General features: G+C 35.3%; 23 protein-coding genes. 15 read left to right on the forward strand and 8 right to left on the reverse strand.

Annotation, left to right across the window (positions count from 1 at the left end; all coding sequences use genetic code 11):
- Nucleotides 1-100 precede the first annotated feature (100 nt).
- A complete protein-coding gene (gene pepF / locus B2V22_RS01735; RefSeq protein ID WP_290490032.1) occupies nucleotides 101-1,912 on the forward strand; it encodes an oligoendopeptidase F in 1,812 nt (603 codons plus the stop codon).
- A gap of 50 nt (nucleotides 1,913-1,962) precedes the next feature.
- Nucleotides 1,963-2,127, forward strand: a complete 165-nt coding sequence (locus B2V22_RS01740; RefSeq protein WP_111856611.1) for a preprotein translocase — start codon at nucleotides 1,963-1,965, stop codon at nucleotides 2,125-2,127.
- Nucleotides 2,128-2,495: 368 nt separating this feature from the next.
- Here B2V22_RS01740 and B2V22_RS01745 read toward each other — a convergent pair whose 3' ends face one another.
- Entirely contained in the window at nucleotides 2,496-3,674 is a 1,179-nt protein-coding gene (locus B2V22_RS01745) for a 5-methyltetrahydropteroyltriglutamate--homocysteine methyltransferase (RefSeq protein WP_290490033.1), read from the reverse strand.
- Nucleotides 3,675-3,801: 127 nt separating this feature from the next.
- Between B2V22_RS01745 and B2V22_RS01750 the strand changes: the two genes are divergently transcribed.
- Nucleotides 3,802-4,254: a LysR family transcriptional regulator gene (locus B2V22_RS01750; protein WP_290490034.1), complete on the forward strand. Its 453-nt coding sequence runs from the start codon at nucleotides 3,802-3,804 to the stop codon at nucleotides 4,252-4,254.
- Between the two features lie 159 nt (nucleotides 4,255-4,413).
- Here B2V22_RS01750 and metF read toward each other — a convergent pair whose 3' ends face one another.
- Together metF and metE are read right to left on the reverse strand one after the other, a co-directional pair.
- A complete protein-coding gene (gene metF, locus B2V22_RS01755) occupies nucleotides 4,414-5,295 on the reverse strand; it encodes a methylenetetrahydrofolate reductase [NAD(P)H] (RefSeq protein ID WP_290490035.1) in 882 nt (293 codons plus the stop codon).
- A gap of 3 nt (nucleotides 5,296-5,298) precedes the next feature.
- Entirely contained in the window at nucleotides 5,299-7,551 is a 2,253-nt protein-coding gene (gene metE / locus B2V22_RS01760; RefSeq protein WP_290490036.1) for a 5-methyltetrahydropteroyltriglutamate--homocysteine S-methyltransferase, read from the reverse strand.
- 484 nt (nucleotides 7,552-8,035) lie between these two features.
- On the opposite strand from metE, the gene B2V22_RS01765 reads away from it, so the two are divergent.
- From B2V22_RS01765 to rpsI, 3 genes are all read left to right on the forward strand, one after another.
- Complete coding sequence (locus B2V22_RS01765; protein WP_290490037.1) at nucleotides 8,036-8,947, forward strand: LysR family transcriptional regulator; 912 nt, start codon at nucleotides 8,036-8,038, stop codon at nucleotides 8,945-8,947.
- Nucleotides 8,948-9,099: 152 nt separating this feature from the next.
- Entirely contained in the window at nucleotides 9,100-9,543 is a 444-nt protein-coding gene (rplM, locus tag B2V22_RS01770; protein WP_290490038.1) for a 50S ribosomal protein L13, read from the forward strand.
- A 14-nt stretch (nucleotides 9,544-9,557) separates the two neighbouring features.
- Nucleotides 9,558-9,950 carry a 30S ribosomal protein S9 gene (gene rpsI, locus B2V22_RS01775; RefSeq protein WP_004262670.1) on the forward strand — a complete coding sequence of 131 codons (393 nt, stop codon included), beginning with the start codon at nucleotides 9,558-9,560 and terminating at the stop codon, nucleotides 9,948-9,950.
- A 353-nt stretch (nucleotides 9,951-10,303) separates the two neighbouring features.
- Here the strand turns inward: rpsI and B2V22_RS01780 are convergent, their stop codons facing one another.
- Complete coding sequence (locus B2V22_RS01780) at nucleotides 10,304-10,690, reverse strand: hypothetical protein (RefSeq protein ID WP_290490039.1); 387 nt, start codon at nucleotides 10,688-10,690, stop codon at nucleotides 10,304-10,306.
- 33 nt (nucleotides 10,691-10,723) lie between these two features.
- A complete protein-coding gene (locus B2V22_RS01785) occupies nucleotides 10,724-10,987 on the reverse strand; it encodes a hypothetical protein (protein ID WP_290490041.1) in 264 nt (87 codons plus the stop codon).
- Between the two features lie 152 nt (nucleotides 10,988-11,139).
- On the opposite strand from B2V22_RS01785, the gene B2V22_RS01790 reads away from it, so the two are divergent.
- From B2V22_RS01790 to B2V22_RS01805, 4 genes are all read left to right on the forward strand, one after another.
- Nucleotides 11,140-11,403 (forward strand): hypothetical protein, encoded by a 264-nt coding sequence (locus B2V22_RS01790; protein ID WP_290490042.1) that lies wholly within the window; start codon nucleotides 11,140-11,142, stop codon nucleotides 11,401-11,403.
- Nucleotides 11,404-11,520: 117 nt separating this feature from the next.
- A complete protein-coding gene (locus B2V22_RS01795; protein ID WP_290490044.1) occupies nucleotides 11,521-11,763 on the forward strand; it encodes a hypothetical protein in 243 nt (80 codons plus the stop codon).
- Between the two features lie 299 nt (nucleotides 11,764-12,062).
- Nucleotides 12,063-15,092: a DEAD/DEAH box helicase gene (locus B2V22_RS01800; protein WP_290490046.1), complete on the forward strand. Its 3,030-nt coding sequence runs from the start codon at nucleotides 12,063-12,065 to the stop codon at nucleotides 15,090-15,092.
- Between the two features lie 190 nt (nucleotides 15,093-15,282).
- Nucleotides 15,283-15,843, forward strand: coding sequence for a hypothetical protein (locus B2V22_RS01805; RefSeq protein WP_239047520.1), 561 nt, complete (start codon nucleotides 15,283-15,285; stop codon nucleotides 15,841-15,843).
- Between the two features lie 544 nt (nucleotides 15,844-16,387).
- On the opposite strand, the gene B2V22_RS01810 is transcribed toward B2V22_RS01805, so the two are convergent.
- Nucleotides 16,388-16,702 (reverse strand): DUF4298 domain-containing protein, encoded by a 315-nt coding sequence (locus B2V22_RS01810; RefSeq protein ID WP_290490049.1) that lies wholly within the window; start codon nucleotides 16,700-16,702, stop codon nucleotides 16,388-16,390.
- Nucleotides 16,703-16,741: 39 nt separating this feature from the next.
- Entirely contained in the window at nucleotides 16,742-16,972 is a 231-nt protein-coding gene (locus B2V22_RS01815; RefSeq protein ID WP_290490051.1) for a hypothetical protein, read from the reverse strand.
- 151 nt (nucleotides 16,973-17,123) lie between these two features.
- Between B2V22_RS01815 and B2V22_RS01820 the strand changes: the two genes are divergently transcribed.
- The 4 genes from B2V22_RS01820 (at nucleotide 17,124) to B2V22_RS01835 (ending at nucleotide 19,533) form a co-directional block, all read left to right on the forward strand.
- On the forward strand, nucleotides 17,124-17,558 hold the full coding sequence (locus B2V22_RS01820) for a cupin domain-containing protein (RefSeq protein WP_069285331.1): 435 nt from the start codon (nucleotides 17,124-17,126) through the stop codon (nucleotides 17,556-17,558).
- Nucleotides 17,559-17,797: 239 nt separating this feature from the next.
- The gene (locus B2V22_RS01825) at nucleotides 17,798-18,181 is read left to right on the forward strand and encodes a tautomerase family protein (RefSeq protein WP_149315119.1); all 384 of its coding nucleotides are present in this window, start codon (nucleotides 17,798-17,800) and stop codon (nucleotides 18,179-18,181) included.
- 98 nt (nucleotides 18,182-18,279) lie between these two features.
- The gene (locus B2V22_RS01830) at nucleotides 18,280-18,807 is read left to right on the forward strand and encodes a methylated-DNA--[protein]-cysteine S-methyltransferase (RefSeq protein WP_290490054.1); all 528 of its coding nucleotides are present in this window, start codon (nucleotides 18,280-18,282) and stop codon (nucleotides 18,805-18,807) included.
- Nucleotides 18,808-18,891: 84 nt separating this feature from the next.
- Nucleotides 18,892-19,533, forward strand: coding sequence for an endonuclease III domain-containing protein (locus tag B2V22_RS01835; RefSeq protein ID WP_313551839.1), 642 nt, complete (start codon nucleotides 18,892-18,894; stop codon nucleotides 19,531-19,533).
- Between the two features lie 105 nt (nucleotides 19,534-19,638).
- On the opposite strand, the gene B2V22_RS01840 is transcribed toward B2V22_RS01835, so the two are convergent.
- Nucleotides 19,639-20,397 (reverse strand): hypothetical protein, encoded by a 759-nt coding sequence (locus tag B2V22_RS01840; protein ID WP_290490058.1) that lies wholly within the window; start codon nucleotides 20,395-20,397, stop codon nucleotides 19,639-19,641.
- Between the two features lie 848 nt (nucleotides 20,398-21,245).
- On the opposite strand from B2V22_RS01840, the gene cas9 reads away from it, so the two are divergent.
- The gene (gene cas9 / locus B2V22_RS01845) at nucleotides 21,246-24,659 is read left to right on the forward strand and encodes a type II CRISPR RNA-guided endonuclease Cas9 (RefSeq protein ID WP_290490060.1); all 3,414 of its coding nucleotides are present in this window, start codon (nucleotides 21,246-21,248) and stop codon (nucleotides 24,657-24,659) included.
- Nucleotides 24,660-24,788 lie beyond the last annotated feature (129 nt).

Genomic DNA, 24,788 nt, shown 5'->3' on the forward strand with positions numbered 1-24,788 from the left:
AAAAGAAGGATAGGCAACCTATTTCTGGTAAGTTTTGGGGTTTTAGTGGTAAACTTATTTAAGAAAATTACCATTAAACTAGGAAAGAAGGATATGCCGGATGACAACAGAGAATACATTCCCAACCCGCGACCAAGTAGATGTAGCAACCACTTGGGACCTCAGCCAAATTTTTGAAGATGAAGCAACTTTTGAAGCGAAATTAGCTGAATTTAAAGATCTAGGAAAAGCTTTCAAGGAAAAATATGAAGGTAAATTAAGTGACGCGAGCGATATTGCTAATGCAGTTTTAGCGGCATCTGACGTGCAAGTTTTAGGGTCACAATTGATGCACTATACCTTTTTAGCGGTTGAAGCCGACCGTACAAATTCACAAGTAGCATTGAAATTACATAAGGTATCGGCAGCGAGCAAAAATGTTCAAGAAGCGATGCTATTTTTCCAAAATGCATTGCTAGAAAAATCAGCAACTGAACTGGAAAAAGTAAAGGCCATTGCTCCAGAAACAGCAGATTATATTGCTGAAGTTGAACGTCAACAAGCGATATATCTGGGTGCTAAAGTGGAAGATGTACTATTCCAATTCGAACAAGCACATGATCAAAATTATGAAGTGTATAACAACGCTAAATTAGCCGATTTGACTTTTCCTGATTTTGAAGTAGATGGTACTACTTACCCTTTAAGCTTTGTTTTATATGAAGATAAATATATGTTTGAAGAGGATACAGCCGTTCGTCGGGCAGCCTTTGATGCTTTCTCAAAAGAATTGGCAAAATACCAAAATACCTTTGCAACAACTTATTATGGCCACGTCTTGCAGGAAAAAGCTCAAGCTAACATCCGTGGCTATGAATCAGTGATTGACTACCTACTCTTCAGCCAAGACGTGGACCGAGAACTATATGACCGTCAAATTGATGTGATTATGGAGAAATTAGCGCCCGTTATGCGTAAATATATCAACCACGTTAAAGAAGTACGCGGCTTAGATAAAATGACTTACGCTGACTTAAAAATTAGTTTAGATCCAACTTTTTCAAAACCCGTTTCTTTTGAAGAATCAGAAACCTACGTTAAAGAAGCCACAGCTATTATGGGTGAGGACTACTTTAACGAAATCGCACCAGCCTTCACCGACCGATGGGTAGATTACGCCCAAAATATTGGTAAATCAACTGGTGGATTTGCAACCATCGCTGCCGGTGTTCATCCATATATCTTAATGAGCTGGACAGAACAATTGTCTGATGTCTATACCTTGATTCATGAATTGGGTCATGCAGGGCAAATGAGCCGAGCTGAAGCCAATAACTTGTTTATTTCAAGTGAACCCAGCTTGTATGTGATTGAAGCGCCGTCAACTTTCAATGAGTTACTATTAACTGGCTATTTACAAGCCAATGGTGAAGACGACCGTACCCAACGCTTTGCCTTAGCCAATATGCTAACCAACACATATTTCCATAACTTCATTACACACTTGTTAGAAGCGGCCTATCAACGTGAAGTTTACCGACTAATTGACAAGGGTGAAGCCTTCACAGCCGAAACCCTTTCTGACTTGAAAAAAGGGGTATTAGAAGCTTTCTGGGGTGATGCTGTAGAGATTAATCCGGGTGCTGAATTAACTTGGATGCGTCAACCACATTACTACATGGGCTTATATTCTTATACTTATTCAGCAGGCTTAACGATTGCTACACAAGCCTACTTGAATATCCGTTCAGGTGAAGATGATCAAGCCATTGAAAAATGGATCAACTTCTTGAAATTGGGGCGGATTAACCCGGTTGAAGCTGCAAAAGTAGCAGGAGTGGATATTACAAGTGGTGAACCATTAGAAAATACCATAGCCTTCTTAAACGACACAGTTGACGCTATTATTGACTATTCAACGAAACTGGCTTGATGAAGACTAGGGATTGCCACAAATAGATGGAGAGAAAGTTTGGTGAATAGATGATTTGGGTATTTTTCGTAGCAGCTCTTTTGCTACTGATTACCAGTAATTATATGTACAAAAAAGAGCAGAAGCGTATCTACATCGTCTTCGGTGTCCTCGCGGTTGTGCTATTAATCTTCTTTATGGCTTTCTTTGTACTATACAATATGCAAGGGGCTTAAATATTGAATTGCTATCTAAGTAGAATCCTATTTTTTGGATTCTACTTTTTTATTTATAACGAAAATCCGTAGGCTTTTGCTTTCTCTAACATTGCCTTAAAATCCGTGGGACCGTTCTCATCCAAGGTGTGAGAACTTGGCTGACCATTCAGACTGTAAGGGGTTACCCCGAACATTCTGATATATGTCAGCATGAGAATATTTAAGCCCTTAATAGGCGAGGGCTGCAACAAAGTAAAGCTCAAAGGCTTAACTTTAACTTCTCCGATTGATTGAAGTGATTGCTGATACAAGAATAAAGATATTGAAAAAGAGGTTGGCGTGGGGAGCCAACCTCTTTTGAAGGATGATAGTTTTTTGATTAGGGATTATTCACCAAAGTATTTGAATGCGATTGCTTGTCCTTGTTTGATTTTGTCCCATTGGTTTTCGTGGGTTAATTCGTTACCACCGTCACATGAGGCAAAGCCACATTGGTGGGATAGGTATAATCGATCTTTTGATACATATTTGCTAGCTTCTTCTAAGCCGTTTAGGGCGCGTTCTTCATCGTCTAAGTCAGCTGTTTTTGATGATAGTAAACCTAATACAACTTCTACTTGGTCGTTGTCTTTAAAAGCTTCTAATGCGTCGATTGAACCAGCACGCTCGTCGTCCCACTCTAAGTAGAAACGGTCGTAACGTTGGTTTTTCAAGAAATAATGAGCAATTTTCTCATACGAACCGTCAGCTATGTGTCTAGAAGCGTAGTTACCACGACAGTTGTGGGTATATACTTTTAAACCTAATTCATGACCGTAATCAATAATTGCATTGTTAATAGCTACATAAGCTTCTGCACTGGCTTTAGCTGCCTCGGCGTCCCAAGTACCATCTTCATTTCTAAATGGTGAATTTGATGCATCCTCTGCATGGATAGTCCATAAACAGTCATCTAATTGGAGGACTTTACCGCCTTCTTGTACATATTCATCTAAGAATTCTTTGTAGGCCTTGATTAAACCTTCTCGTAATTCAGCTTGTGATTTGTATACCTCGTTGTATGTTTGTAGGTTTAAACCTAAATCAACATACATATGACCTGGTGAAGGGATACAAACTTTCACATCAGCATCTGAGTCATTTAAGGCTACTAAACGCTTGTAGTGGTCAATGAAAGGATGGTTTTTACCTGATAGTGGTTTGAAGATTTCAATCCCGATGTCTTTACGTGTTTCAAATGGGGTTTCGTTGTCATGGTCAACAAAGATATACCCTTGGTCAGCAATGAAACGACGTACGCCGTCAAAGCCCCAAACGAAGTCTAGATGCCATAATGATTTAGAGTATTCGCCATCTGTAATTTCTGGGAAGTCTAACTCGATTTCTTTTTTTACGATATCAGCAACTGCTTCGTCTTCTACTTTTTCGTAGTTGTCGAAATCTTGGTAGAATGGATATTGGATATCGTCGCGTTCCTCGATTTGTCGTTTGTAGGCTAATAAGTCTTCTGGACGTAAGAATGAACCAACTGTAAGGAATCGTTTTGAAGTTTGTGTTTGTGTCATAATAATGTTCTCCTTTTTCGATAAATATTTTTGAACTTGTTATGAGTATATGGGTCTGGCATAATAATTACAAATAACTATTATATGTCGGTTTTCATAGCTTGAAACTATGGTAAGGAGTGAGCGTATGCGGATTGAAGATTTGCAGTATTTTATGAAGGTTGTTGAAGTGGGGAATATGACGCAGGCGGCCAAGGATTTGTTTATTGCCCAGCCGTCTTTGTCGAAGGCCATGGCCAATTTGGAGTCTGAGATGGGGGTAACCTTGTTTCAGCGGACGGCTAAGGGGACGATTCTGACGGTGCAGGGGGAGGAATTTCTCCAGTATGCACGGCAAGTCTTGGAGCAGATTGACTTGATGAACCACCGCTACAAAGAAGGCATTACGGCCAATCGAATATTCTCCATTTCCGCTCAACATTATGCCCTTGTAGTAGATGCCTTCGTAAAGCTTCTTAGCGAAATGGACGCTGATCAATATGAAGCAACCCTAAAAGAAGAGTGGACATTCGAAGTCTTGGACGACGTAGCCAATTTGAAATCAGAAATTGGTGTTATCTATGCTTCTCAATTACTCTAAGAACAGTTGCGACTCTTTCATCTAACGTATGCTTAGTCCCTCTTTTAGACATAAAAATGCCCCCTTTACAGTAGTAGAGAACTTTTATTATTTCTCTGTCTACTATATTGGGAGCATAGCAAATCACGCTGGAGGCTGTTGCTTTATATAATTTGCTCTTTATACGCCTAAGAGTTCCGTAGTTTGAAACAATGATTTTGTTGCTTGATGAATTTGCCGAGCGGTATCGGATTGATTCATGGTATATAAATGAATGCCATCCACGCCTTGTGTGACTAAGTCGACAATTTGATCAATGGCGTAGGCAAGCCCCGCTTCACGCAATGCAACAGGATTGTGTTCATATTTTTCTAAAATTGCTAAAAATTTCTTCGGCAGTTGAGAAGAGCTGACTTTAATTAGACGTAAAGCCTGTTTACGATTTACGATAGGCATGATCCCAGCCAAAATGGGGGCATCAATCCCTGCCAGTGAGCATCCTTCTTTGAACTGATAAAATTGTTCATTGTCAAAGAAAAGCTGTGTAATCAACTGACTGCAGCCAGCTTCTACTTTTTTCCTTAGATGCTTGATATCAGAAATCCGGTTGTCTGAATCTGGATGAATTTCAGGGTAGCAAACACCTGAAATGTCAAAGTAGGGTGCTTGTTCCTGAATAAAAGTAACCAAATCACTCGCATAAGAAAAATCTCTTTTAGGTGGAATTCCTTCAACAATATCGCCTCTAAGAGCTAAAACATGCCGGATTCCTAGTTTTTCAAGCTGTCCAAGGATGGTAGATACTTGTTGCTTGGATAAATAAGCTGCCGGTAAGTGTGCAATGGTAGGAATTCTCAATGTGTTTGTTACATAATCAGCAATTTTGACGGTTGTTTCTTCAATATTAGCTTTGTTATTACTGCAAGTTACGCTAATAAAATTCGGCTGTAAATCCTGTAGCTCATTCAAGGTCTGAATCAATTTTTTTGTACCAACTTGGGTATTCGCTGGAAAAACTTCAAAAGATAGGGAAGTGCCATTTCCTCTTTGAAAATCGGTCATTGCCTACAGCTCCTTTCGAATCGTCTTCACTGCTTGCGTCATGTTTTCCAGGCTCGCTTTTGTTTCACGTTCCCCACGAGTCTTCAAACCACAATCCGGATTAATCCAAACTTTCTCTTTTGGAACCTTTGCTAAAATTGCTCGAATGGTTTCGGTAATTTCTTCCACTGAAGGAATTCGTGGTGAGTGGATATCATAAACACCGGGGCCAACTTGAATTTTAAAGTTTTGTTTTTGTAATTCATCTAAAATTTCCAAATTAGAACGAGACGCTTCAAAGGAAATGACATCCGCATCCATATTCTCAATCGCAGGGATAATATCGGTAAACTCGCTATAGCACATATGGGTGTGGATTTGCGTTTGGGGTTTCACTTTGCTGTGAACCAATCGAAAGGCAGGGATTGCCCAATCCAAATATTCTGAATTCCAATCACTTCTTCTTAATGGCAACTTTTCCCTCAAAGCAGCTTCATCGATTTGAATCACGCGAATACCGTTTGCTTCTAAGTCCAATACTTCTTCCTGAATCGCCAGAGCAATTTGTAAAGTAGATTCACGCAATGAAAGATCCTCTCGAGGGAATGACCAATTTAAAATGGTCACCGGACCCGTTAACATTCCTTTTACGATTTTATCTGTTTGTGACTGCGCATAAGCAGACCATTCCACCGTAATCGGTGCTGCTCTTGAAACATCTCCCCATATGATAGGCGGTTTCACACCACGAGTGCCGTAAGATTGTACCCAGCCATTTTTACTAAATAGATAACCTTCCAAGTTTTGTCCGAAATATTCGACCATGTCGTTTCGCTCAAATTCACCGTGAACCAAAACATCTAACCCAATTTCTTCCTGCCAAGCTAACCAATCATTCGTTCGGTTTGCGATAAATTCTTTATAGTAATCTTGACTGATTTCTTTTCGTTTGAAAAGAGCACGCGTCTTTTTGACATCTTTCGTTTGTGGGAAAGAACCAATCGTTGTAGTCGGTAGTAACGGAAAATTAAAAATGTCCTTTTGCAAAGCTTCTCTTTTTGAAAAATCTGGTTTCCTTGTAAAGGTATCTTGGGACAATTGATTGATTTTTTCCCCTAGAGCAGTATTTACCGCAATTCTTTCTGATGCAAACAAGTCTTTATTTTCAGCCAGAGCAGCGCTGCTTTCTCCATCAAGAATTTCTTTTAATTCAACGAGCTCCTGTAACTTTTCTTTAGCAAAAGAGAAATGCCGCTTGATTTCTTCAGGAAAACTTTCCTTTTCTACTGTGAATGGTACGTGGAGCAAGGAGCAAGAAGTAGACAGGACATAATTTTTCACCCTCAAACTCTCTAATAGGGCCAAGCTTTTCGAATAGTCATTTCGCCAAATGTTTTTTCCGTTAACGACTCCTGCATACAGAAATTTGTCTTCTGGAAAGGCAGTTTGAACCAACTCGATATTTTTAGTACCTTCCACAAAGTCCAAGCCGATTCCTTCTACTGCTAAGGCAGTCAATTCATGATACACGTCACGTACATCACCAAAGTAAGTTTGAATGAGGATTTTCAAGCCAGCTTTATCTGTAAGCAAGGAATCATAAAGATCTACAAATAATTTCTTTTCCGCTTCATCAACATCTTTTACCAAAGCAGGTTCATCTAATTGAATCCATTCTGCACCGATTTCATTCAATTTGTGAAACACTTCTTGGTATCCTTTCACCAAGTCAGCGACAAAGTCACGAGCAGCTAATCCATCTTCAAACTCGCTTAGTTGAAGCAAAGTAAAAGGCCCAACTAAAACAGGGCGGCTATCAATTCCCAAATCCTTGGCTTCTAAGAACTCATCAAAAATTTTGCTCGTACTAATTTGAATAGCGGTGTCTTTTTCAAATTTTGGTACGAGATAATGATAATTCGTATTGAACCATTTTTTCATCGGGAGAGCTTTAATATCGCCTTTTTCTCCTTGGTAACCATGTGCTAAAGTAAAATACTTATCTAGGGAAGATAAGTCACTTTTTTCGACTTCTTTTGGAAGAATATTGAATAGAAATGCAGTATCCAAGGTCTGATCGTAAAAGGAAAAGTCATTACTTGGAATAGAATCAATTCCTGCTTTTTTTAATAGTGTAAAATGCTTGCGCCGGATTTCTTTTCCAATTCGGAATAATTCTTCTTCATTGATTTCGTTTCGGAAATACTTCTCCGTCGCAAATTTTAATTCACGGTTTTCGCCCAACCTGGGGAAACCAATAATGGATGTTTGAGTCATAGTGAATCCTCCTTTGTTGTTATCACCTGAATAATTCATACCTCTAATATCAAAGGCTGTTTTATCTATATTGTTATATTTTCTTTATCGTTTATCATCTTCTATCCTAATTGATTAATTTTTCTGGCCCTTATAATTATTTTGAGTGTTTTCACTTTTCAAACTCAAATTTTGGACGCACTGCTCCTTGGGCCATTTAAAAATTTTTAAAAATCTGGTTATTAAATGTACTGCCGAATCCTTTGGTTTTGCCTGAATACGGTATAAAATTCTCGCTGATAAAGGGGTTCTTTTTCATTACCTAATGGGTGATGAAGCAGATTACTTTAAAGACTATTAAATCAATGTTAGGAAAGACTATTAGTAAAACTATGAATTATTCAGGTTTTGAACTTGTTATGAGTATATGGGTCTGGCATAATAATTACAAATAACTATTATATGTCGGTTTTCATAGCTTGAAACTATGGTAAGGAGTGAGTGTATGCGGATTGAAGATTTGCAGTATTTTATGAAAGTTGTTGAAGTGGGGAATATGACGCAGGCGGCCAAGGACTTGTTTATTGCCCAGCCGTCTTTGTCGAAAGCCATGGCCAATTTGGAGTCTGAGATGGGGGTAACCTTGTTTCAGCGGACGGCTAAGGGGACGGTTCTGACGGTGCAAGGGGAGGAATTTCTCCAGTATGCCCGGCAAGTCTTGGAGCAGATTGACTTGATGAACCACCGCTATAAGGAGGGAAGTCAGGCCAACCGGATATTTTCAGTATCCGGCCAGCATTATGCCTTTGTAGTGGATGCTTTTGTGAAGTTACTAAGAGAGATGGCTGCAGACCAGTATGAGGCGACATTAAAAGAAGAGCGAACATTTGAGGTCTTGGATGACGTTGCTAATTTTACCTCTGAGGTAGGTGTTATTTACCGGTCTAATTATAATCAGAAAGTATTGGAAGGGGCTTTTCAAGAGAAGCAACTGACTTTTACGCCATTGTTTAAAACTGCACCACATGTGTTTATTGATAAAGGGCACCCTTTAGCGAAACAAGCGACGATTAGTTTAGATGACTTAACCGCTTATCCTCGTTTATCATATGAACAAGGTACCCACAATTCTTTCTACTATTGGGAAGAGATTTTAGCGGATATTCCTGTCCCAAAACGGATTATTGTTTCTGACCGAGCAACTTTATTTAATTTACTCATCGGTCTAGATGGCTATACGATTTCTTCAGGGATCATTAATGATGATTTGAACAGTCCGGATATATTGGCAATTTCTCTTGAATCAGACGAGGTGATTGAACTAGGTTACCTAACCGCTAACCGTCACCAGCTGTCTTCAATTGCCAAACGCTACTTAGGCTTACTCGAGGAATCAATCCAACAATATGCTAAATAAGAAATCTATGATAAGTGATTTTTTTCGTGGAAAAAGATTGACGTAGTGAATTTCAAAGTGGTACAATATAAGACGGTATTGTTTGCCCCATGATAGGCCCCGGAAACCAATTATGAATCGAACAATCAGACAAGATAAACGGAGGAAATATAATGCGTACAACATATATGGCGAAAGCAAATCAAGTTGAACGTAACTGGGTTGTCCTAGACGCAACAGATGTTCCATTGGGACGTCTATCAACAGTTGTGGCAAGCATGTTACGTGGTAAAAATAAACCAACATTCACACCAAACGTTGATACAGGTGATCAAGTTATCATCATCAACGCTGAAAAAGTGAAATTAACTGGTAAAAAAGCAACAGATAAAAAATACTACCGTCACTCAGGTTACCCAGGTGGTATCTATGAAACAACTGCAGGTACATTACGTGATGAAAAACCAGCACGTTTAATCGAAACTTCAGTTAAAGGTATGTTACCAAAAAACCGTTTAGGTCGTGCTCAATTTACACACCTACACGTATACGCTGGTGCGGAACACCCACATGCAGCGCAACAACCTAAACAATTAGACATTAACGAATTAATCTAAGGAGGGAAAAGCAAATGGCACAAGCTCAATACATCGCAACAGGCCGTCGTAAAAACTCAACAGCCCGTGTACGCTTAGTACCTGGTACAGGTAAAATCGTTTTTAACGGTAAAGAAATGGCAGAATACCTACCATACGAATCATTATTCGTAATCGTTAAACAACCTTTAGCAGTTACACAAACTGAAGGCCAATATGACATCTTCATCAACGTTAACGGTGGTGGATATGCTGGTCAATCAGGTGCAGCTCGTCACGGTATCTCTCGTGCGTTATTAGAAGTAGATCCTGACTTCCGTAAACCACTTAAAGATGCTGGTCTTTTAACACGTGACCCACGTATGAAAGAACGTAAGAAACCAGGTCTTAAAAAAGCGCGTAAAGCACCTCAATTCTCAAAACGTTAATCAAAAGATTATTATATCAACGTTTGCACCAATTATTTGGTGCAAATTGGTGTTAATTATATTGACAAATCGTTTAAAAGACTTAAAGCATCAGCATCTTGCTGGTGCTTTTTTTCTGGGCTCTAAAATATAGCTTCATGCCTTTATAAGCCTTGTTGCGAATTATCCATAAGATTATTTGGAACGAAAATATTACTATTAGAAATCCGATAAATAACTCGTTAACGTGTTTTGTGAAAACAACTCCCAACTTAAGTTGGGAGTCGATAAAATTCACACAAAAAACAATCACAGTAAGCATAAAGCATGTGCTATATATGAAAATCCCGTTTTGTTGTCTTTGTGTTCTTACTTTACGTTGTTTGAACATTGATTTTTTCCACGCCTTTAAATCGAAGGATCAAGTCAAAGCCTATAACAAAAGATTTTTCTTGAATGAAATCGATTAAACGTACATATTCGCCTTTTTGAACACTGATATGTTCCTGACCATTCAAGACGGTCACGTCAAAAGTATTTAATATGTTGTTATCTCGCTTTAGTCCAGTTTTCTTGTCGGAACCGTAATCAGTATTGTCTTTGGTAATGGATAAAGTTAAAGTAACACCTTTTTCATCTGGCTCTTTTTTACTTACGTATGGTCGTTGTGAAACTAATCTGTACATATTTCCTGTGTTTCTTAAAAATTCATCTGCTTTGAATTTAGTTTCTGTGAATACCCATGCATTTGCGATCGGCATAGTGCAAAACCTCTTTCTATTAGTTTAATTTTTTTATAGTCTTTCTAATACATATTCAAGCCCTCGAATTGTAGCAACTACTTCATCCATTCCTTGAACTTTTAATTCGCAATTCCCAAAAGTAAGAGTAATAGCATCTTCTCTTAAATCGTCTCTGTAATCTCCAAGAAGTTTAAGATTGTCCTCGACATTGCTTGCGGTTAATTCACTTTTGAAATCTTCTAAGAAATAATCAATACTGTATATATCTGGATATGACCATTTCATGGAAGACAAGTGATAGCCTTCAACAAACATAAGCTTGTTCCTCCTCTCTATATTAATTGTGAAAGTATTGCGCAATTAACTTTCTATCTCAATTATGAGGCAAGTTGTTTTTAAGAAATAATGGAAATAAATGATATAATGCTTGATAGAATATCCATATTTTTTTAGTGAGGTGGATTTTAATGCATGACTGGCAAATAAGTGCTATAGAAGAGTTAAAGCAGAGATGGTACACCATAGATGAAGCTATAGAAGAGTTAGCCGAAAATGGAAAAGAAATATCGAGAACAGATTTTTCGAGGCAAATGGATACTGTTGATTTTGATAAGGAAATTGGCTTTTTAGGGAAACCACAATATAAGGAAGAAGAACCAATTAATTTCTTTGTAAATAATAAGTGGCGAGATGATATTTCGCTATTTCTGTCTGGTTTTTTAAAAAGCTAGCAAAACAAGAATATAGATGAAAATGATATTGATAATATTGTCGATGAAACATTAGAAATTGTAGGAAAAGTAATTGTTGAAAAATATTACAGTCTCGCTGGTCAGAATAAGTTTTTGGTGAATCGAAACAAAAAATTAGAAGATACCAAAGAATATTATATTGCCGTACAACGAGGTGTTGAAGAGCGGGCAAATGAATTGAATCGAATTAGTAGAAATATTACTGATGATATTAATTCCAGTTCTAAACAATTGGTAAGTAAAGAAGTTTGTCATTTAAAGCAAACTGTACAGGTAAATGAAAAATTAGATAGAATTTTAAAATTGTTGGAGGAATCGCATAATGAAAATGAAGATTAACGAAAAGATACGCGAGGTTCTCTAGCAATTTGATGACCGATACTAGCTTGAAGGTAAGTTGAATAAAGAGGAATTGCTTCAAGACTTGTACAGCTACAATGAGGATTTATTGGAAGTAATACTTGCGAATGATTTGTTGAAAAATTCGGTTCACCGTTCAGATTACAAAAACAACAGTCGGGCAATTGAGTAACCTAATTAAAGAGTAACTTTATTTTCGTATAAAATACATTTTTTATATGTTGCAATATTATTAATTAAACGGGCTGTGTACTTCTATTAGAGAAAGAAGGGATCATTTGGGAAAGTATAAAAATATAATTTCGACGATCGGACGCGATAACAAATTAAGTCGATGTGTGGATGCTGAAGGAAAAATCTTTAACCGAGAGGAAATTATTAATAGTTGGAAAGAGTCATATCATGAAAGGGTTTCTCGAAATGAAGATGAGATTGGTTTACGCTTGCCTCAATTTGGAGCATTATCTGCAATTCGTGCACATTGGGCAACATCAAATTCTCCAGCAACCATTGTCTTACCTACTGGAACAGGCAAGTCTGAAACAATGTATACTACAATTATTTCTGAGAGAATTACTTCAACGCTTATCATTGTACCGTCTAATCTATTGAGGGAACAAATTTTTGAGGGAGCGAGGCATTTTGGTATACTTCCAAAATTAAAAATGACATCAGATGAAATTATTTATCCAACGACTTTTCTTTATAAGTCAAAAGTAAAAGAAGAGGATGAAAGTATTCTGATTGATGCCCTTGAGGAGGCTAATATAATTGTTTCGACTCCAGGGATGATTAAAAATATGACCTCTTCAGTTTGGGATAAACTTCTTGAAAAGGTGGAGGTTGTAATATTCGACGAAGCGCATCATCTTGCTGCTCCCGATTGGGGAACAGTGAGAGAAAGATTTATAGGGAAAAAAATTCTACAATTTACTGCAACTCCATTTAGAAATGATGGGAAAAAAATTGATGGTAAGATAATTTTCAATTATGGTTTGGCATTGGCACAAAAAGCCGGGTACTTCAAACCTATCGATTTTTATCCAATTCAAGAATTTGATGAGCGAAAGTCTGACAATGAAATTGCGAAAATTGCCATCAAACAATTAGATGAGGATTTGAAGAAAGGATATGAGCACGTACTTTTAGCGAGAGCAAATAGCCGAAAGCGAGCTGATGAATTGTATGAAAAAATTTACTCTCAATATAAAAAGTATAATCCAGTTGTTATTCATACTGGTATTCGTCCTACCCAAAGAAAAGAAAACTTGCAGCAAGTTAAAAGTGGTAAAGCAAAAATTGTGGTTTGTGTAGATATGTTTGGTGAAGGTATTGATATTCCAACACTGAAAATTGCAGCAATTCATGATAAATATAAGTCGCTTCCGATTACACTTCAATTCATTGGACGATTCGCTCGAACAAGTGGCAATAAGTTGGGAAATGCAAAGCTAATTACGAATGTGGCAATGGACGATTTGAAGGAAGCGATTGAAGAGTTATATCATCAAAATTCTGATTGGAATCAACTTCTTAATATCCATTCAAATCAAGCTATCAATAAAGAAGTTGAACTTAGTGAATTCATTGGCAAGTTTGAAAAAGGTCATGCGAAGGAGATAGATTTATCTCAACTAAAGATGAAAATAAGTACTAGAATGTTTCGATCTCCTTCAAAAAGAACTTTCATAAATGGATGGAAAGAGGTTTTGGATCAAGATAAAACTATACCATTCATAAATGAAGAAGATTCCGTTTATATTTTTATTGAGGAAATTGAAACAAAAGTAGTCTGGTCAGATCAAAAGGATATAGTGCAATACGATTATGATTTTTTTGTGTTATTTTTTGATAAAGATAATGGAATCATTCATATAAACGAAACTGATACTGGAAAGGGAAACCGACTTGTGGATAGTATTTTTCCAGAAGCATCAGCAATTAAGGGAGATTCGATATATCGAAGTTTAGATGGAATTAATCGATTAATGATTGGAACGTTGGGATTAAAGCAAAAACCTAGCGGAAGGATTAGCTTTAGAATGTTTGCTGGTACTGATATTAAGTCTGGAATTAGTGAGGCTGTTGTATCTGGTTCGACTAAATCTAATTTATTCGGTTATGGCTATCAAGGTGGAGGACGTATTAGTATTGGTTGTTCGTATAAAGGAAAAGTTTGGATGCGTTGGGTAGAACGGATAAACTTTTGGACAGAGTGGTGTCAGAACATTGGGAAAAAAATATTGGACGAAACTATTGATACGAATAATATATTAGATAATTCGCTCGCCTTAGAAATTATTAAGGAATTCCCAGAAGGTGTTCCTTATAAAATAATGCTACCAGAAATAATTGAAATCTCCAATTCTTCAACGAAGCAGTTGTATATTTCTAAAGAACAAAAGGCATTTCCATTCTTTCAAACGGATTTAAAGTATCCCGTTTTATTTAATGGAAATCTTCGTTTTGAGTTTTGGATAAATGAACGAAAATTTGTCTTCGAGCAGATTATTAATGAGACATCATATGGTTTCAAGCAAATCGAAGGTGAAGAGCTAATAGTGAAGACAGGTAATAAATCTGTTAAGATGACTGACTATCTGTACGAATATTCACCGGAAGTATCGTTTATACAAAGTGATGGAACTATTATTGTAGTTCAAGAAAATTTAAAAACAGTTATCAAACCAAAAAGTAGCATCGATGTGCCGGCGGAATCCCTTTTTGCTATCGATTGGAATGGACTTGGAGTCAATATTAAATCTGAATCTCAAGGAAAAGAAAGAAAGGCTGATTCAATTCAATACGCTACGATACATAATATTGTAGATCAGACATCAGATATTATTTTTGACGATGATGGATCGGGAGAAATAGCGGATGTTGTTTCAATCAAAATTAATGAGGAACATCGAAAAGTCGTATTTCATCTGTATCATTGTAAATACTCACATGGAGAAAATCCTGGTGCTCGTGTTTCTGACCTATATGAAGTATGTGGTCAAGCTGAAAAATCAATTATGTGGAATGATAATGTCTTAGAAATTGTTCAACGAATGATTGTACGAGAAAATATGAGAAAGAAAAACTATGATGAAACTAGATTTGAGAAGGGGGACTTACAAACCCTGTATATGTTAAAGAAGATGATAAGGTCTGGTTTTGAAACAGAATTTGAAATATCAATTGTTCAGCCAGGAGTCTCGATATTAGAAATCACAGATTCAATGAAGCAAATTATTCTGGCAACGGATACTTATTTAAAAGAGACTTATAGCTTACGTCTAACATGTTATTTTAGTAATTAGATAGAATGGTTGTTTGTATTACTGTGTTAGAAAGCACTCGCATATCTGGTAAGCTCTGAAGCCAAAGGATGCAAAGGTGCCGAGTTAATCAATATATGAATGAAGACCTTAAATATTATTTGAATTCTATGTAGCTTATACACAATTAATACTTATCGATCAAAAAAAGAATAAATAAGAGGAAGGTAATATGAGTTCAATTTATGTGAAAAATTTAATTAACACAGTCATTGAAAAATCGGTAAATAAATCATGGAATACTGCTGTATTAGAATGGGAAATTGATGATGTTATTGAAGATGAAAATCATGAATCTTCTTGTATATGTGGCAAAGAAAATATTAGATATTTATTTACAATTAAGAATATCAATAATCAAAACACGTTATTCCCTATTGGAAGTTCTTGCATTAAGAAATTTGAGCGTGAAGATTTAAATGAACTTACATTAGTTAACGAAAAATTGTTTAAATTATTTCATGCTGTTAAAGCAAATGCATTTATCACATTGGATTCTAAATACTTCTCAAGAAAATTATTAAAGTATATGTTTGATCAAGGTGCATTCCCCCCTAATCAGTACAATAATTATAGTGGAGATAAAGATTACGAATTTATGCTAAAAATGTTTAATATGAGAGGCGAGCCATCTGAAAATCAGTTAAAAAAAATAAGAGCTATCATTTTGAATTCTATAAAACCATATCTCATACAATTACTTAATGATAAGGTTGCGAAAAAAAGCTTTTAGATTCAAAATTAATATATTTATTTAAAATGCGAATTATTGAAGTACCAACAATAGAAAAGTAAAAAGAAATGTATTCAACTAGCATCTATAATAATGATGGTTCAAATTGGTTCAAGTCGTATCAATTTTCATACAGATTCATACCTTTATAACAATTTATAATTTTATTAGTTATTGATATGAAAGGATTTAAATGGATTGCTTATACATGAAAAATACTTTCGTATTTCTCAAAACGTTAATTTTTGGCGCTATTACGAATTTATTCGTTTATGGATACAGTATGGGACGGAGATTTCCAAAGAAGTCGAGTACGAATCCATATACAAATCAAAAAGACATTTCTCACTTATGTGGGGAATGTCTTTTTTTGTTTTTTTGTGATAAATAGCCTAATATCAATAAAATAGCTGGATTAGCTTATCCTAAACTTCTACTTTTGATAGATGCGCCAAATTAAGCTAAATAGAATAAAGGATAGCTATTTACCACTTAAAATTCGATTTAATTAGCAGTAAATAACTAAATTTTTGTTATGGATGGATTAGGAATTTGAGCTGTCTTCCAATAAGCTTTCACCAACACTTTTTAGTTTATTGGCTAAATCCATAATATCTATAACAAGGTCATAACTGTAGTCTTCTCCTAGTACAGCTGTTGTACTAGCATCTTCAAATAAGCCTTGTTCTTCCATCTTTAAGTGTTTAAACCAAGTCTCACTGCCATAGTAGTTAAGGAATAGTTTGATATTTGGTAGGTATCTTTCAAAATTTTCCAGGGAATCAGACATGATTTCAATTTCTTTAGAAATCTTCAAAAAATTTTCTTCCATCTCATAAAAATTATCAGTATGCTTCACGTTACCCCTACCTTTTTTTTAATGATCTACATTTGATGATTATTTTATTGCGCTAATGATAGCGGTAATTGTTGGTACGATTGAAATGATCGTATAAATTTGGACAAAATAAGCAATAGGTTCCTCCCAAGAAGGAGGTGCAATTAAAGCAATAAAGTAGAGTATAATAATAAAAATAAGATTTGTTAAAATCCTAGATAATGCTAGGCGCCAGCCTATTTTCTGTTTAAAATTAAATGTTTGTTGCCAAAAATTGATAATTAATTTCATGATAAAACGCCTTTCTAAATATGAATGCATAACTAAAAAAAGCATAAACTAAAAATATACAGCAAGCAACAAGATTTTTATGATCATTTATTCACAACATACTTGCATTTAAATATATAAGGAGTAGAATTATAGGTAAGGAGGGATTATGATGACTGATAATAAATTTCTGACTGGTAATGTAGATAACGACAAAAAGCCGTATATTATAGATATTGAAAAAGAAACGTTAGAGAATACAAATTTTCGTACGACGATTTGGACAGGTAACAAGTTGCAGTTGACTGTTATGGAGATTCCTGTAGGCGGTGATATTGGTTTAGAAGTACATAATGAAAGTGATCAATTTATCCGTATCGAGCAAGGTGAGGGTCTTTGCCAGATGGGCCCTGCTGAGGATGATTTATCCTTTGAACAAAAACTTGGAGAAGATGAGGCAGTCTTTGTGCCACTAGGTTTATGGCATAATATCACCAATCGGGGGAGCGTACCGTTAAAACTGTACACCATTTATGCTAGCCCTGACCACGTACCTGGTACTGTTCATGGTACTCAAGAAGATGCTGAAAGCGATCCAAATGAATAAAACAAACTTGAAATGCATAAAAAGTGCAAACAATAGTTAAAACAAGTAAACCGATGACCTTAAAAGCGTTATCGGTTTTTTTATGCTCGAAATCAACAAGTCTCTATAAAAAGATATTCTTTTCCATATTTAAATCAATGCATATGACAAACATTCTAAAAATTGATGTAATTTGAAACTAGCATTTTAATTCACTTTATATATAATAAGGATATCAATGATATAAGGAGCGTGAGCATATGCCATTAGTGAGAATTGATCTATTAGAGGGTAAGACTGCAGAATTTAAATCACAACTAGGTGAGTTAGTTTACGAATCTATGCTTGAAACAATTGGCATTCCTGAAGAGGATAAGTTTGTGGTTGTGAATGATTTAAAAGCTGAAGAACTGATATTTTCTACCAATTACCTAGGTGTTGACCGTACAGATGGTATCGTGATCATTCAAATCACGATGAATGAGGGACGTACAACTGAAGTAAAAAAAGCTTTATACAAGACGGTTGCTGATAATTTAAATAACCAATTAGATATTCGCAAAGAAGATGTCTTTATCAACTTAGTTGAAGTAAATAAAGAGAACTGGTCCTTTGGTAATGGTATTGCACAGTACGCAGAATAAATAGCATTACTACAAGTACATAAAAGCCATACCCTAGCTATCCCCATCTTTTTTGAGATAGCTGGGGTATCTGTCATCTTAACCCAGGAGGGATTACCATGTATTACAAATCGTCTTACACTTCACCAATTGGCCAAATGACTATCGTGAGTAATGATCAAGCGATTAAAGGATTGTGGTTTAGTGATCAAAGATACTTTGGTGGTAAATACGACTTACAGACTATGGTAGAAGGAGAAACACCAGTGACAAAGCAAGTCAAAAATTGGTTAGATGCTTATTTTGCTGGTGAGAACCCAACCCTTGACCCAAACATTTTGGCCCCAGAAGTAACGTCTTACCGTAAGCAAATCCTGAACGCACTGATTAATGTCCCTTACGGCCAAACGACTAGCTATAAGGAATTAGCTGATAAAGTTGCTTTAAACACTCTTGGGAAAAGAGGCTCAGCTCGTGCAGCTGGCGGTGCTGTTGGCCACAATCCCATTTCGATTCTAATTCCATGTCACCGGGTTGTAGCCACTAACGGTGCATTAACTGGTTATGCAGGTGGTANNAAGCGCAAAATTGCCTTGCTGGCTTTAGAAGGCTTTGACCAATCCAAGCTAGATAACCACCAAGTATAGGTGTGACGCTCATAGGAACCCATTAATTTTTACATGAAGATGCAAAGAAAAATACCACATAACGGCAAAATAATTTAGGGTGAGATGATGGATAAATTAGCTATTAGAAAATTATATGATACTTTACTGAAAGAAATGGGGCCACAAGGATGGTGGCCTGCTGAATCTAAGGTAGAAATTATCTTGGGGGCTATCCTTGTTCAAAATACCAACTGGCGTAACGTTGAAAAGTCTTTAAATCATTTGAAATCAGCGACTGGTTTTTTTCCAGAAGAAATTTTAAAGCTCCCGTTAGAAGAATTAGAAACGCTGATTCGACCAAGTGGTTTCTACCGCAACAAGGCGCGAGCAATTCAAGCCAGTTTCCAATGGTTTGATAACCACAAATGGGATTATCAAGCTATGCAGTATGCATACGGAAAACAGTTACGAAGTGAAATCTTGAAATTACACGGGGTAGGGTTTGAAACAGCTGACGTATTTCGCGTTTTTATATTTGACCAACCAGCGTTTATCGCTGATGCCTACGCTAGGCGATTATTCAGTTGGTTGACAGGCAATTCGTACACAACCTATCAAAGCCTTTACCAAGAGATTAACCTACCGGATGACTTCACTTATGAGGAAGCCCAGGAATTCCATGGCTTAATTGATGAGTTTGGCAAACTATACTTGGGTAAAAATGGCCAAGTAAAGGAAAATTTTTTATCTAAGATAAAACTGTGAGGCTGGAACCAAACTAGTCTCACTTATCTAAATAAAAAGGGATAACGATTTCATTTTCGAGAAGATTTTATCCTCAAAAGTTAGATTTTTTAACTTAGTACTTAACTACTTCTTATTATAATTTGGCTCTATATCCAGTATTAATTTTATTAGATCAGAGTGAACACCTTTTTGTAATAGATTTCTTTGAAGATTATTATTTAGTGATTCTTTGTTTCCTATATTCTCTTTAAGTGTTTCTCTATATGCTAATATAATATTCCGGATTAAGCTTTCAGATAATATTTTCCTTTCAGTATTAATTGTTTTAATAAAATGATTGAGCTCATTTTTATCGAAATCATGGAAGGAGAAATTAATTATTTTAGCAATATAGGCGGTATTAATTGAAACAGGTTGAGAATTATTTTTTGATATTTTCTTATTAATACGTTGTCTTTTACTAGTACTATCTTTTTTTATAATTTCTTGATTAAATTGTGGGTCGTATTTAAGTATTTTTTGAATTGTTGATGGAGATATTTTATACTTTTTTAGATTTCTTTCTAAGTTATTGGTTATTATTTCAATACTAGTTTTTTTATTTAATTTTTTGCCAATTCTTAGCGTGTCTTGATATGCCCTAAGAATCTTATTAAGTGTTTTATCTGACAATCGATTACCGTACTGATGAGTTGTATTTATATATTTTTTGTAGTTTTTAGACCCTATATAGTTTTTTGTAGTTCGAATGATATTAGTATAATAATATCTCTCATTATCATATCTTTTGGCATTTGGAGCACTTACAACATAATTTCTAGAACCATGAACTCGGCTGATTTTCCCTTGATTCTTACCATTGGAAACATTAATAATAGCCATCCTACATCTACCTCACTATCTGTATTTTTCAAATTATTATCGTACAGTTTATTCAAACCTGCTTTATAAATTATGCGGTTTTGGGTGATATTCAGCTTGAATACATCCTATTGCTTGTTGCCTATGAATTGATCTGACGTTACTGTAAACTTTGTCAACACAATAATCCCAATTAAGTGTTCAATATTCTGCTTTTACAAATTTGGAGAGTCACCTTGCAAACTATACAGTTAAAAATATCTGCTTTATTTAAAAAAATCTTCTATAGTTACATGTATTTTATTCAGATATTTGAATTTTATCACTATTAAACTATAACATTATTCTCTCTTTTGTTCATAAAGGTAGTTAAATCACATTGGAAAAATAAATGAATCAATTGACAAATAACTTTTGAATTAATTAAAACTGGGAATATTGTGTTGTGCAACGATACCATATTCTTTTGAAAGAGTTATACATCTTATTACATCTTCTATAAACATTAAAATATAGTTCTTCAAATGATTGTAGAGTACTATTTATTATTAAACACCTTATATGAAGGATATACTTTATTAACTTTCTATCCTAAGGAGGGGGCTCAGATTGCTTATCAATCTTTTACGACCTTTCTGGATTTGACTGAGAGTTTTCCAAGTGATTGATATTCATATTGTATGTCAGGACAAGTTTGTAATCAAACGAGAATGAAAGGGGTACTGGCTGCTAGCTAATGCTACTTAGTTAGTGATATTTAAGCTATTTAATTGAATCTGCCTAAAATACTGTGTTCACGATCTAAAAAAAGTGATGGTACTTTTCTATGTTTTTGATACAATATAGGTAATTTTATGTGGGGGGATTTTATGTATAATATTGGATTAGATATTGGTATTGCGAGTGTTGGGTGGGCTGTAATAGAAAATGAAAGCGGTTCTATAGTTGATTTAGGTGTGCGATTATTTTCATCCAGAAATGCTGACAATAATGCAGAAAGACGAGAAAAAAGATCTTCAAGGAGATTAATTCGAAGACGAGTAACAAGATTAAGCGATGCAAAGAAAGTTTTATCAAAAGCAGGATTTGTACAGGAAGATATGTATAATCATGTATCACCGTATGAAATTCGAGTGCGCGGATTAGAGTCAAAACTTGAAAGAGGGGAAATCTATCGTGCTGTAACCCATATTGTAAAACGTAGAGGTATTTCTTATTTAGATGAAGATAGTTTGGATGCAAAATCAGAAGGGCAATCTTTTAAAGATGAAGTGACTCGTAATGCACGCTTACTTCAAGAGTTCACTCCCGGTCAAATTCAATTAAAACGATTGAAAGAGGGAGGAAAGGTTCGTACTGGTTATAATGACCAAAATGAATACCAATTAAATATTTTTACAGTTGGCGCATATGCAAAAGAATTAGAAAGAATTCTGACTAAACAACAAGAATTTTATCCTGAAATTACAGAAGACTACATCCAATCCTTTGTAAGACAAGGAACTGGCGAAAAAGCTGGATTAATCTACCGTAAACGACCTTATTACCATGGTCCAGGTAATGCTGCCAATAATAGTCAATATGGTCGTTGGGCACATTATCATGAGAATGGAAGGCCAGCTAATAATATATTTGATCAATTGATTGGTAAAGATCTAATTGGGGAAATAAGAGCTTCAGGAATCTCCCTATCGGCTCAAAAATTCAATTTGTTAAATGATTTAAATAATTTAACGATTAATCGAGAAGAAGCAAAACTTTCTACCGCAGAAAAAAATATGATTCTACAATATTTGATGAACGATGAAGTGAAGACATTTGGTCCGAAAAATTTAGCCAAACTATTAGAATTAGAAATGAAAGATATACGCGGGTGGCGTGTGGACAAGAATGATAAACCTCAAATTCATAATATGGGACCTTATAGAACTTGGAAGAATGTCTTTGCAGAATCAGGTATTGAGCTCGGGGATTTGCCAATTGATACTGTAGATGCAATTGCAAAAATCATTACTTTAAATACAGATTTAGATGCAGTAGAGCAAACGATTGCTTTAGAGTTACCGGATGCGGATCCTAAACTGAAAGCTGCGATACTGGATAAATTTCATCAGCTAAAAGTAAAAGGATCAAATGCAACATGGCATAGTTTCTCAAGTAAACTTATCGGAATTTTGATACCTGAATTAATTAATACTTCAGAAGAGCAAAATACAATTATTGAAAGATTAAAAATCAAACCAGAATTAAGAAATAAATTCGCAAATTTACCTCATATTCCAGTTGAAGACATAACCGATGAAATATTTAATCCAACAGCAAGTAAATCTGTACGTCAAGCACTTAGAGTATTTAATCAGTTAATTGATAGGTACGGCAAGGGAAATATTGAAAACGTAGTAATCGAAATGCCACGTGATAAAAATGAAGATGATCAAAAGAAAGTAATCGCAGATATCCAAAAGAACAACGAAAAACGCAAGAATGATGGTAAAAATTACTTCCTTGCTAAATCTGGTTGGACTGAAGAGCGATTTGAAGCCAATATTAGAAAAGGAAAATTTGCCGCAAAATTAAACTACTATTATGAACAAGATGGTAGATGTGCATATTCTGGGGCACCAATTTCACCTGAAGATTTATTAAATGAAAAGACAGAAATCGATCATATCATCCCATTATCAATTAGTTTAGATGACTCTATTAACAACAAAGTATTAGTCACTTCAACAGCTAATCAAGTAAAAGCTCAACGATCACCGAAACAAGCATTTGATGAATCTGGCGCAGCTATGGGACAAACTTGGGACGAATTTAAGGCATGGGTTTTGGACCGGAAATATAAAAAATATAAACGACAATTATTACTTTTCGAGGGTGATATTTTTAATCCAGAAACTCGAAATAAATTCGTTGCACGTAATTTAAATGACACGCGCTATGCAAGTCGAGAAGTATTGAATGCAATCCAAAGCTTCTTTAGTGGAAGTGAAAACCATACTAAAGTACAAGTGGTTAATGGTAGTTTTACGCATACATTACGTAAAAAATGGGGTAATGTGATGGATAAATCGAGAGACACACACCATCACCATGCAGTAGATGCTGTCTTATGCGCTGCTACACCAGGCATAAGAGTAGATAAATTTAAGTTCGTTGAAGGACAAGACGGTGTCCCTTATATGTTAGATCAGGATACAGGAGAATTAATTAAGTATCACGAATATAAGAAACTTTCTTTATATAATCGTTCAACTTATACGCCTAAGTGGGATAACTTTATTGAACAATTAACACCTACAAGATTATTTCCACGTATTAAGTTTTCACATCAAGTAGATAGAAAAGCTAATCGTAAGATTAGCGATGCTACATTATATTCAACAAGAGTAATAGAAAACGTTATGGTGAAAAGAGGTAAAGAAGTTAAAACTGAAGAATCTTATATTATCGGGAAAATTAAAGATATCTACTCAGTTGAGGGTTGGAAAGCTTTTGACAAAAATAAAGAAAAATTATTGATGAAAGAAATCGATCCCAAAACTTATGAGAAACTAATAGAAATCTCTACTCAATATCCTGCCAAAGTAGAAGTACAAGACCAAAGTGGGAAAACTAAATCTATAGATATTTCTCCATTTAAACGTTACTGTGAGGATAATGATGTACCTTATGTGACCAAATATTCTAAAAAAGGTAAAGGGCCAGCTATAAAATCTTTAAAATACTATGATAAGAAACTGGGGACCCACATTAATATTACAAAAGATGAAATCGGGAGAGATATTGATAAAACCAATCATAACAAGCAAGTTGTTTTATTATCTACCAATCCATGGCGGACAGATGTTTACTATGAACCTTCTGATGGATCATATCGATTGCTAGGAATTAAGTATAACCATCTAAAATTTAGTGGAGAGAAGTATGGGATTCCTCGAAATTTATATGAGAGTCTAAAAGATGTTGAAGGAATCAGTAAGGAAGCGGAATTTAGATTTAGTTTGTATCGAAAAGATGGAATCAGAATTTCTGATGATACGGATGTACTAGAAGGACTATATCACGCTAGAAATGAAACTAGTAATAATTATTTTGAAATGAAACCATTAGATAAAACTAAGTGGGATAAAAAAGAACATGTGAGTATTTTTGGAAACATGAGTCCAACGGGGCAATTTATTAAAGGTTTAAAAAAAGGTGTTGTTATACAAAAGTTTTATACTGATTATCTTGGAAAAAGATATTTTGTCGATCAAGAAAGATTAACTGGAATAATATAAGAAAACGGTGGCATTTTGTTAAGACTTATGGTATATTGTAGTTGTAATCGACGGGTTACCTTGTTCGACGGAACAAGTTCTAATATTTTTTACTGATAGGAAATTATTAGAGAATCTACAAAAATAAGG

This window comes from Aerococcus sp. UBA6277 (assembly GCF_002440555.1).
Taxonomy (GTDB): Bacteria; Bacillota; Bacilli; order Lactobacillales; family Aerococcaceae; genus Aerococcus.

Excerpts from the sequence above, each read along its gene's own strand:
- metE (WP_290490036.1), bottom strand. The coding sequence starts at position 7,551 with ATGACTCAAACATCCATTATTGGTTTCCCCAGGTTGGGCGAAAACCGT.
- cas9 (WP_290490060.1), top strand. The coding sequence starts at position 21,246 with ATGTATAATATTGGATTAGATATTGGTATTGCGAGTGTTGGGTGGGCT.
- B2V22_RS01740 (WP_111856611.1), top strand. The coding sequence starts at position 1,963 with ATGATTTGGGTATTTTTCGTAGCAGCTCTTTTGCTACTGATTACCAGT.
- B2V22_RS01750 (WP_290490034.1), top strand. The coding sequence starts at position 3,802 with ATGCGGATTGAAGATTTGCAGTATTTTATGAAGGTTGTTGAAGTGGGG.
- rpsI (WP_004262670.1), top strand. The coding sequence starts at position 9,558 with ATGGCACAAGCTCAATACATCGCAACAGGCCGTCGTAAAAACTCAACA.
- B2V22_RS01745 (WP_290490033.1), bottom strand. The coding sequence starts at position 3,674 with ATGACACAAACACAAACTTCAAAACGATTCCTTACAGTTGGTTCATTC.
- B2V22_RS01815 (WP_290490051.1), bottom strand. The coding sequence starts at position 16,972 with ATGAAATTAATTATCAATTTTTGGCAACAAACATTTAATTTTAAACAG.
- B2V22_RS01765 (WP_290490037.1), top strand. The coding sequence starts at position 8,036 with ATGCGGATTGAAGATTTGCAGTATTTTATGAAAGTTGTTGAAGTGGGG.
- rplM (WP_290490038.1), top strand. The coding sequence starts at position 9,100 with ATGCGTACAACATATATGGCGAAAGCAAATCAAGTTGAACGTAACTGG.
- B2V22_RS01825 (WP_149315119.1), top strand. The coding sequence starts at position 17,798 with ATGCCATTAGTGAGAATTGATCTATTAGAGGGTAAGACTGCAGAATTT.
- pepF (WP_290490032.1), top strand. The coding sequence starts at position 101 with ATGACAACAGAGAATACATTCCCAACCCGCGACCAAGTAGATGTAGCA.
- B2V22_RS01790 (WP_290490042.1), top strand. The coding sequence starts at position 11,140 with ATGCATGACTGGCAAATAAGTGCTATAGAAGAGTTAAAGCAGAGATGG.
- B2V22_RS01805 (WP_239047520.1), top strand. The coding sequence starts at position 15,283 with ATGAGTTCAATTTATGTGAAAAATTTAATTAACACAGTCATTGAAAAA.
- B2V22_RS01835 (WP_313551839.1), top strand. The coding sequence starts at position 18,892 with ATGATGGATAAATTAGCTATTAGAAAATTATATGATACTTTACTGAAA.
- B2V22_RS01785 (WP_290490041.1), bottom strand. The coding sequence starts at position 10,987 with ATGTTTGTTGAAGGCTATCACTTGTCTTCCATGAAATGGTCATATCCA.
- metF (WP_290490035.1), bottom strand. The coding sequence starts at position 5,295 with ATGACCGATTTTCAAAGAGGAAATGGCACTTCCCTATCTTTTGAAGTT.
- B2V22_RS01840 (WP_290490058.1), bottom strand. The coding sequence starts at position 20,397 with ATGGCTATTATTAATGTTTCCAATGGTAAGAATCAAGGGAAAATCAGC.
- B2V22_RS01780 (WP_290490039.1), bottom strand. The coding sequence starts at position 10,690 with ATGCCGATCGCAAATGCATGGGTATTCACAGAAACTAAATTCAAAGCA.
- B2V22_RS01820 (WP_069285331.1), top strand. The coding sequence starts at position 17,124 with ATGACTGATAATAAATTTCTGACTGGTAATGTAGATAACGACAAAAAG.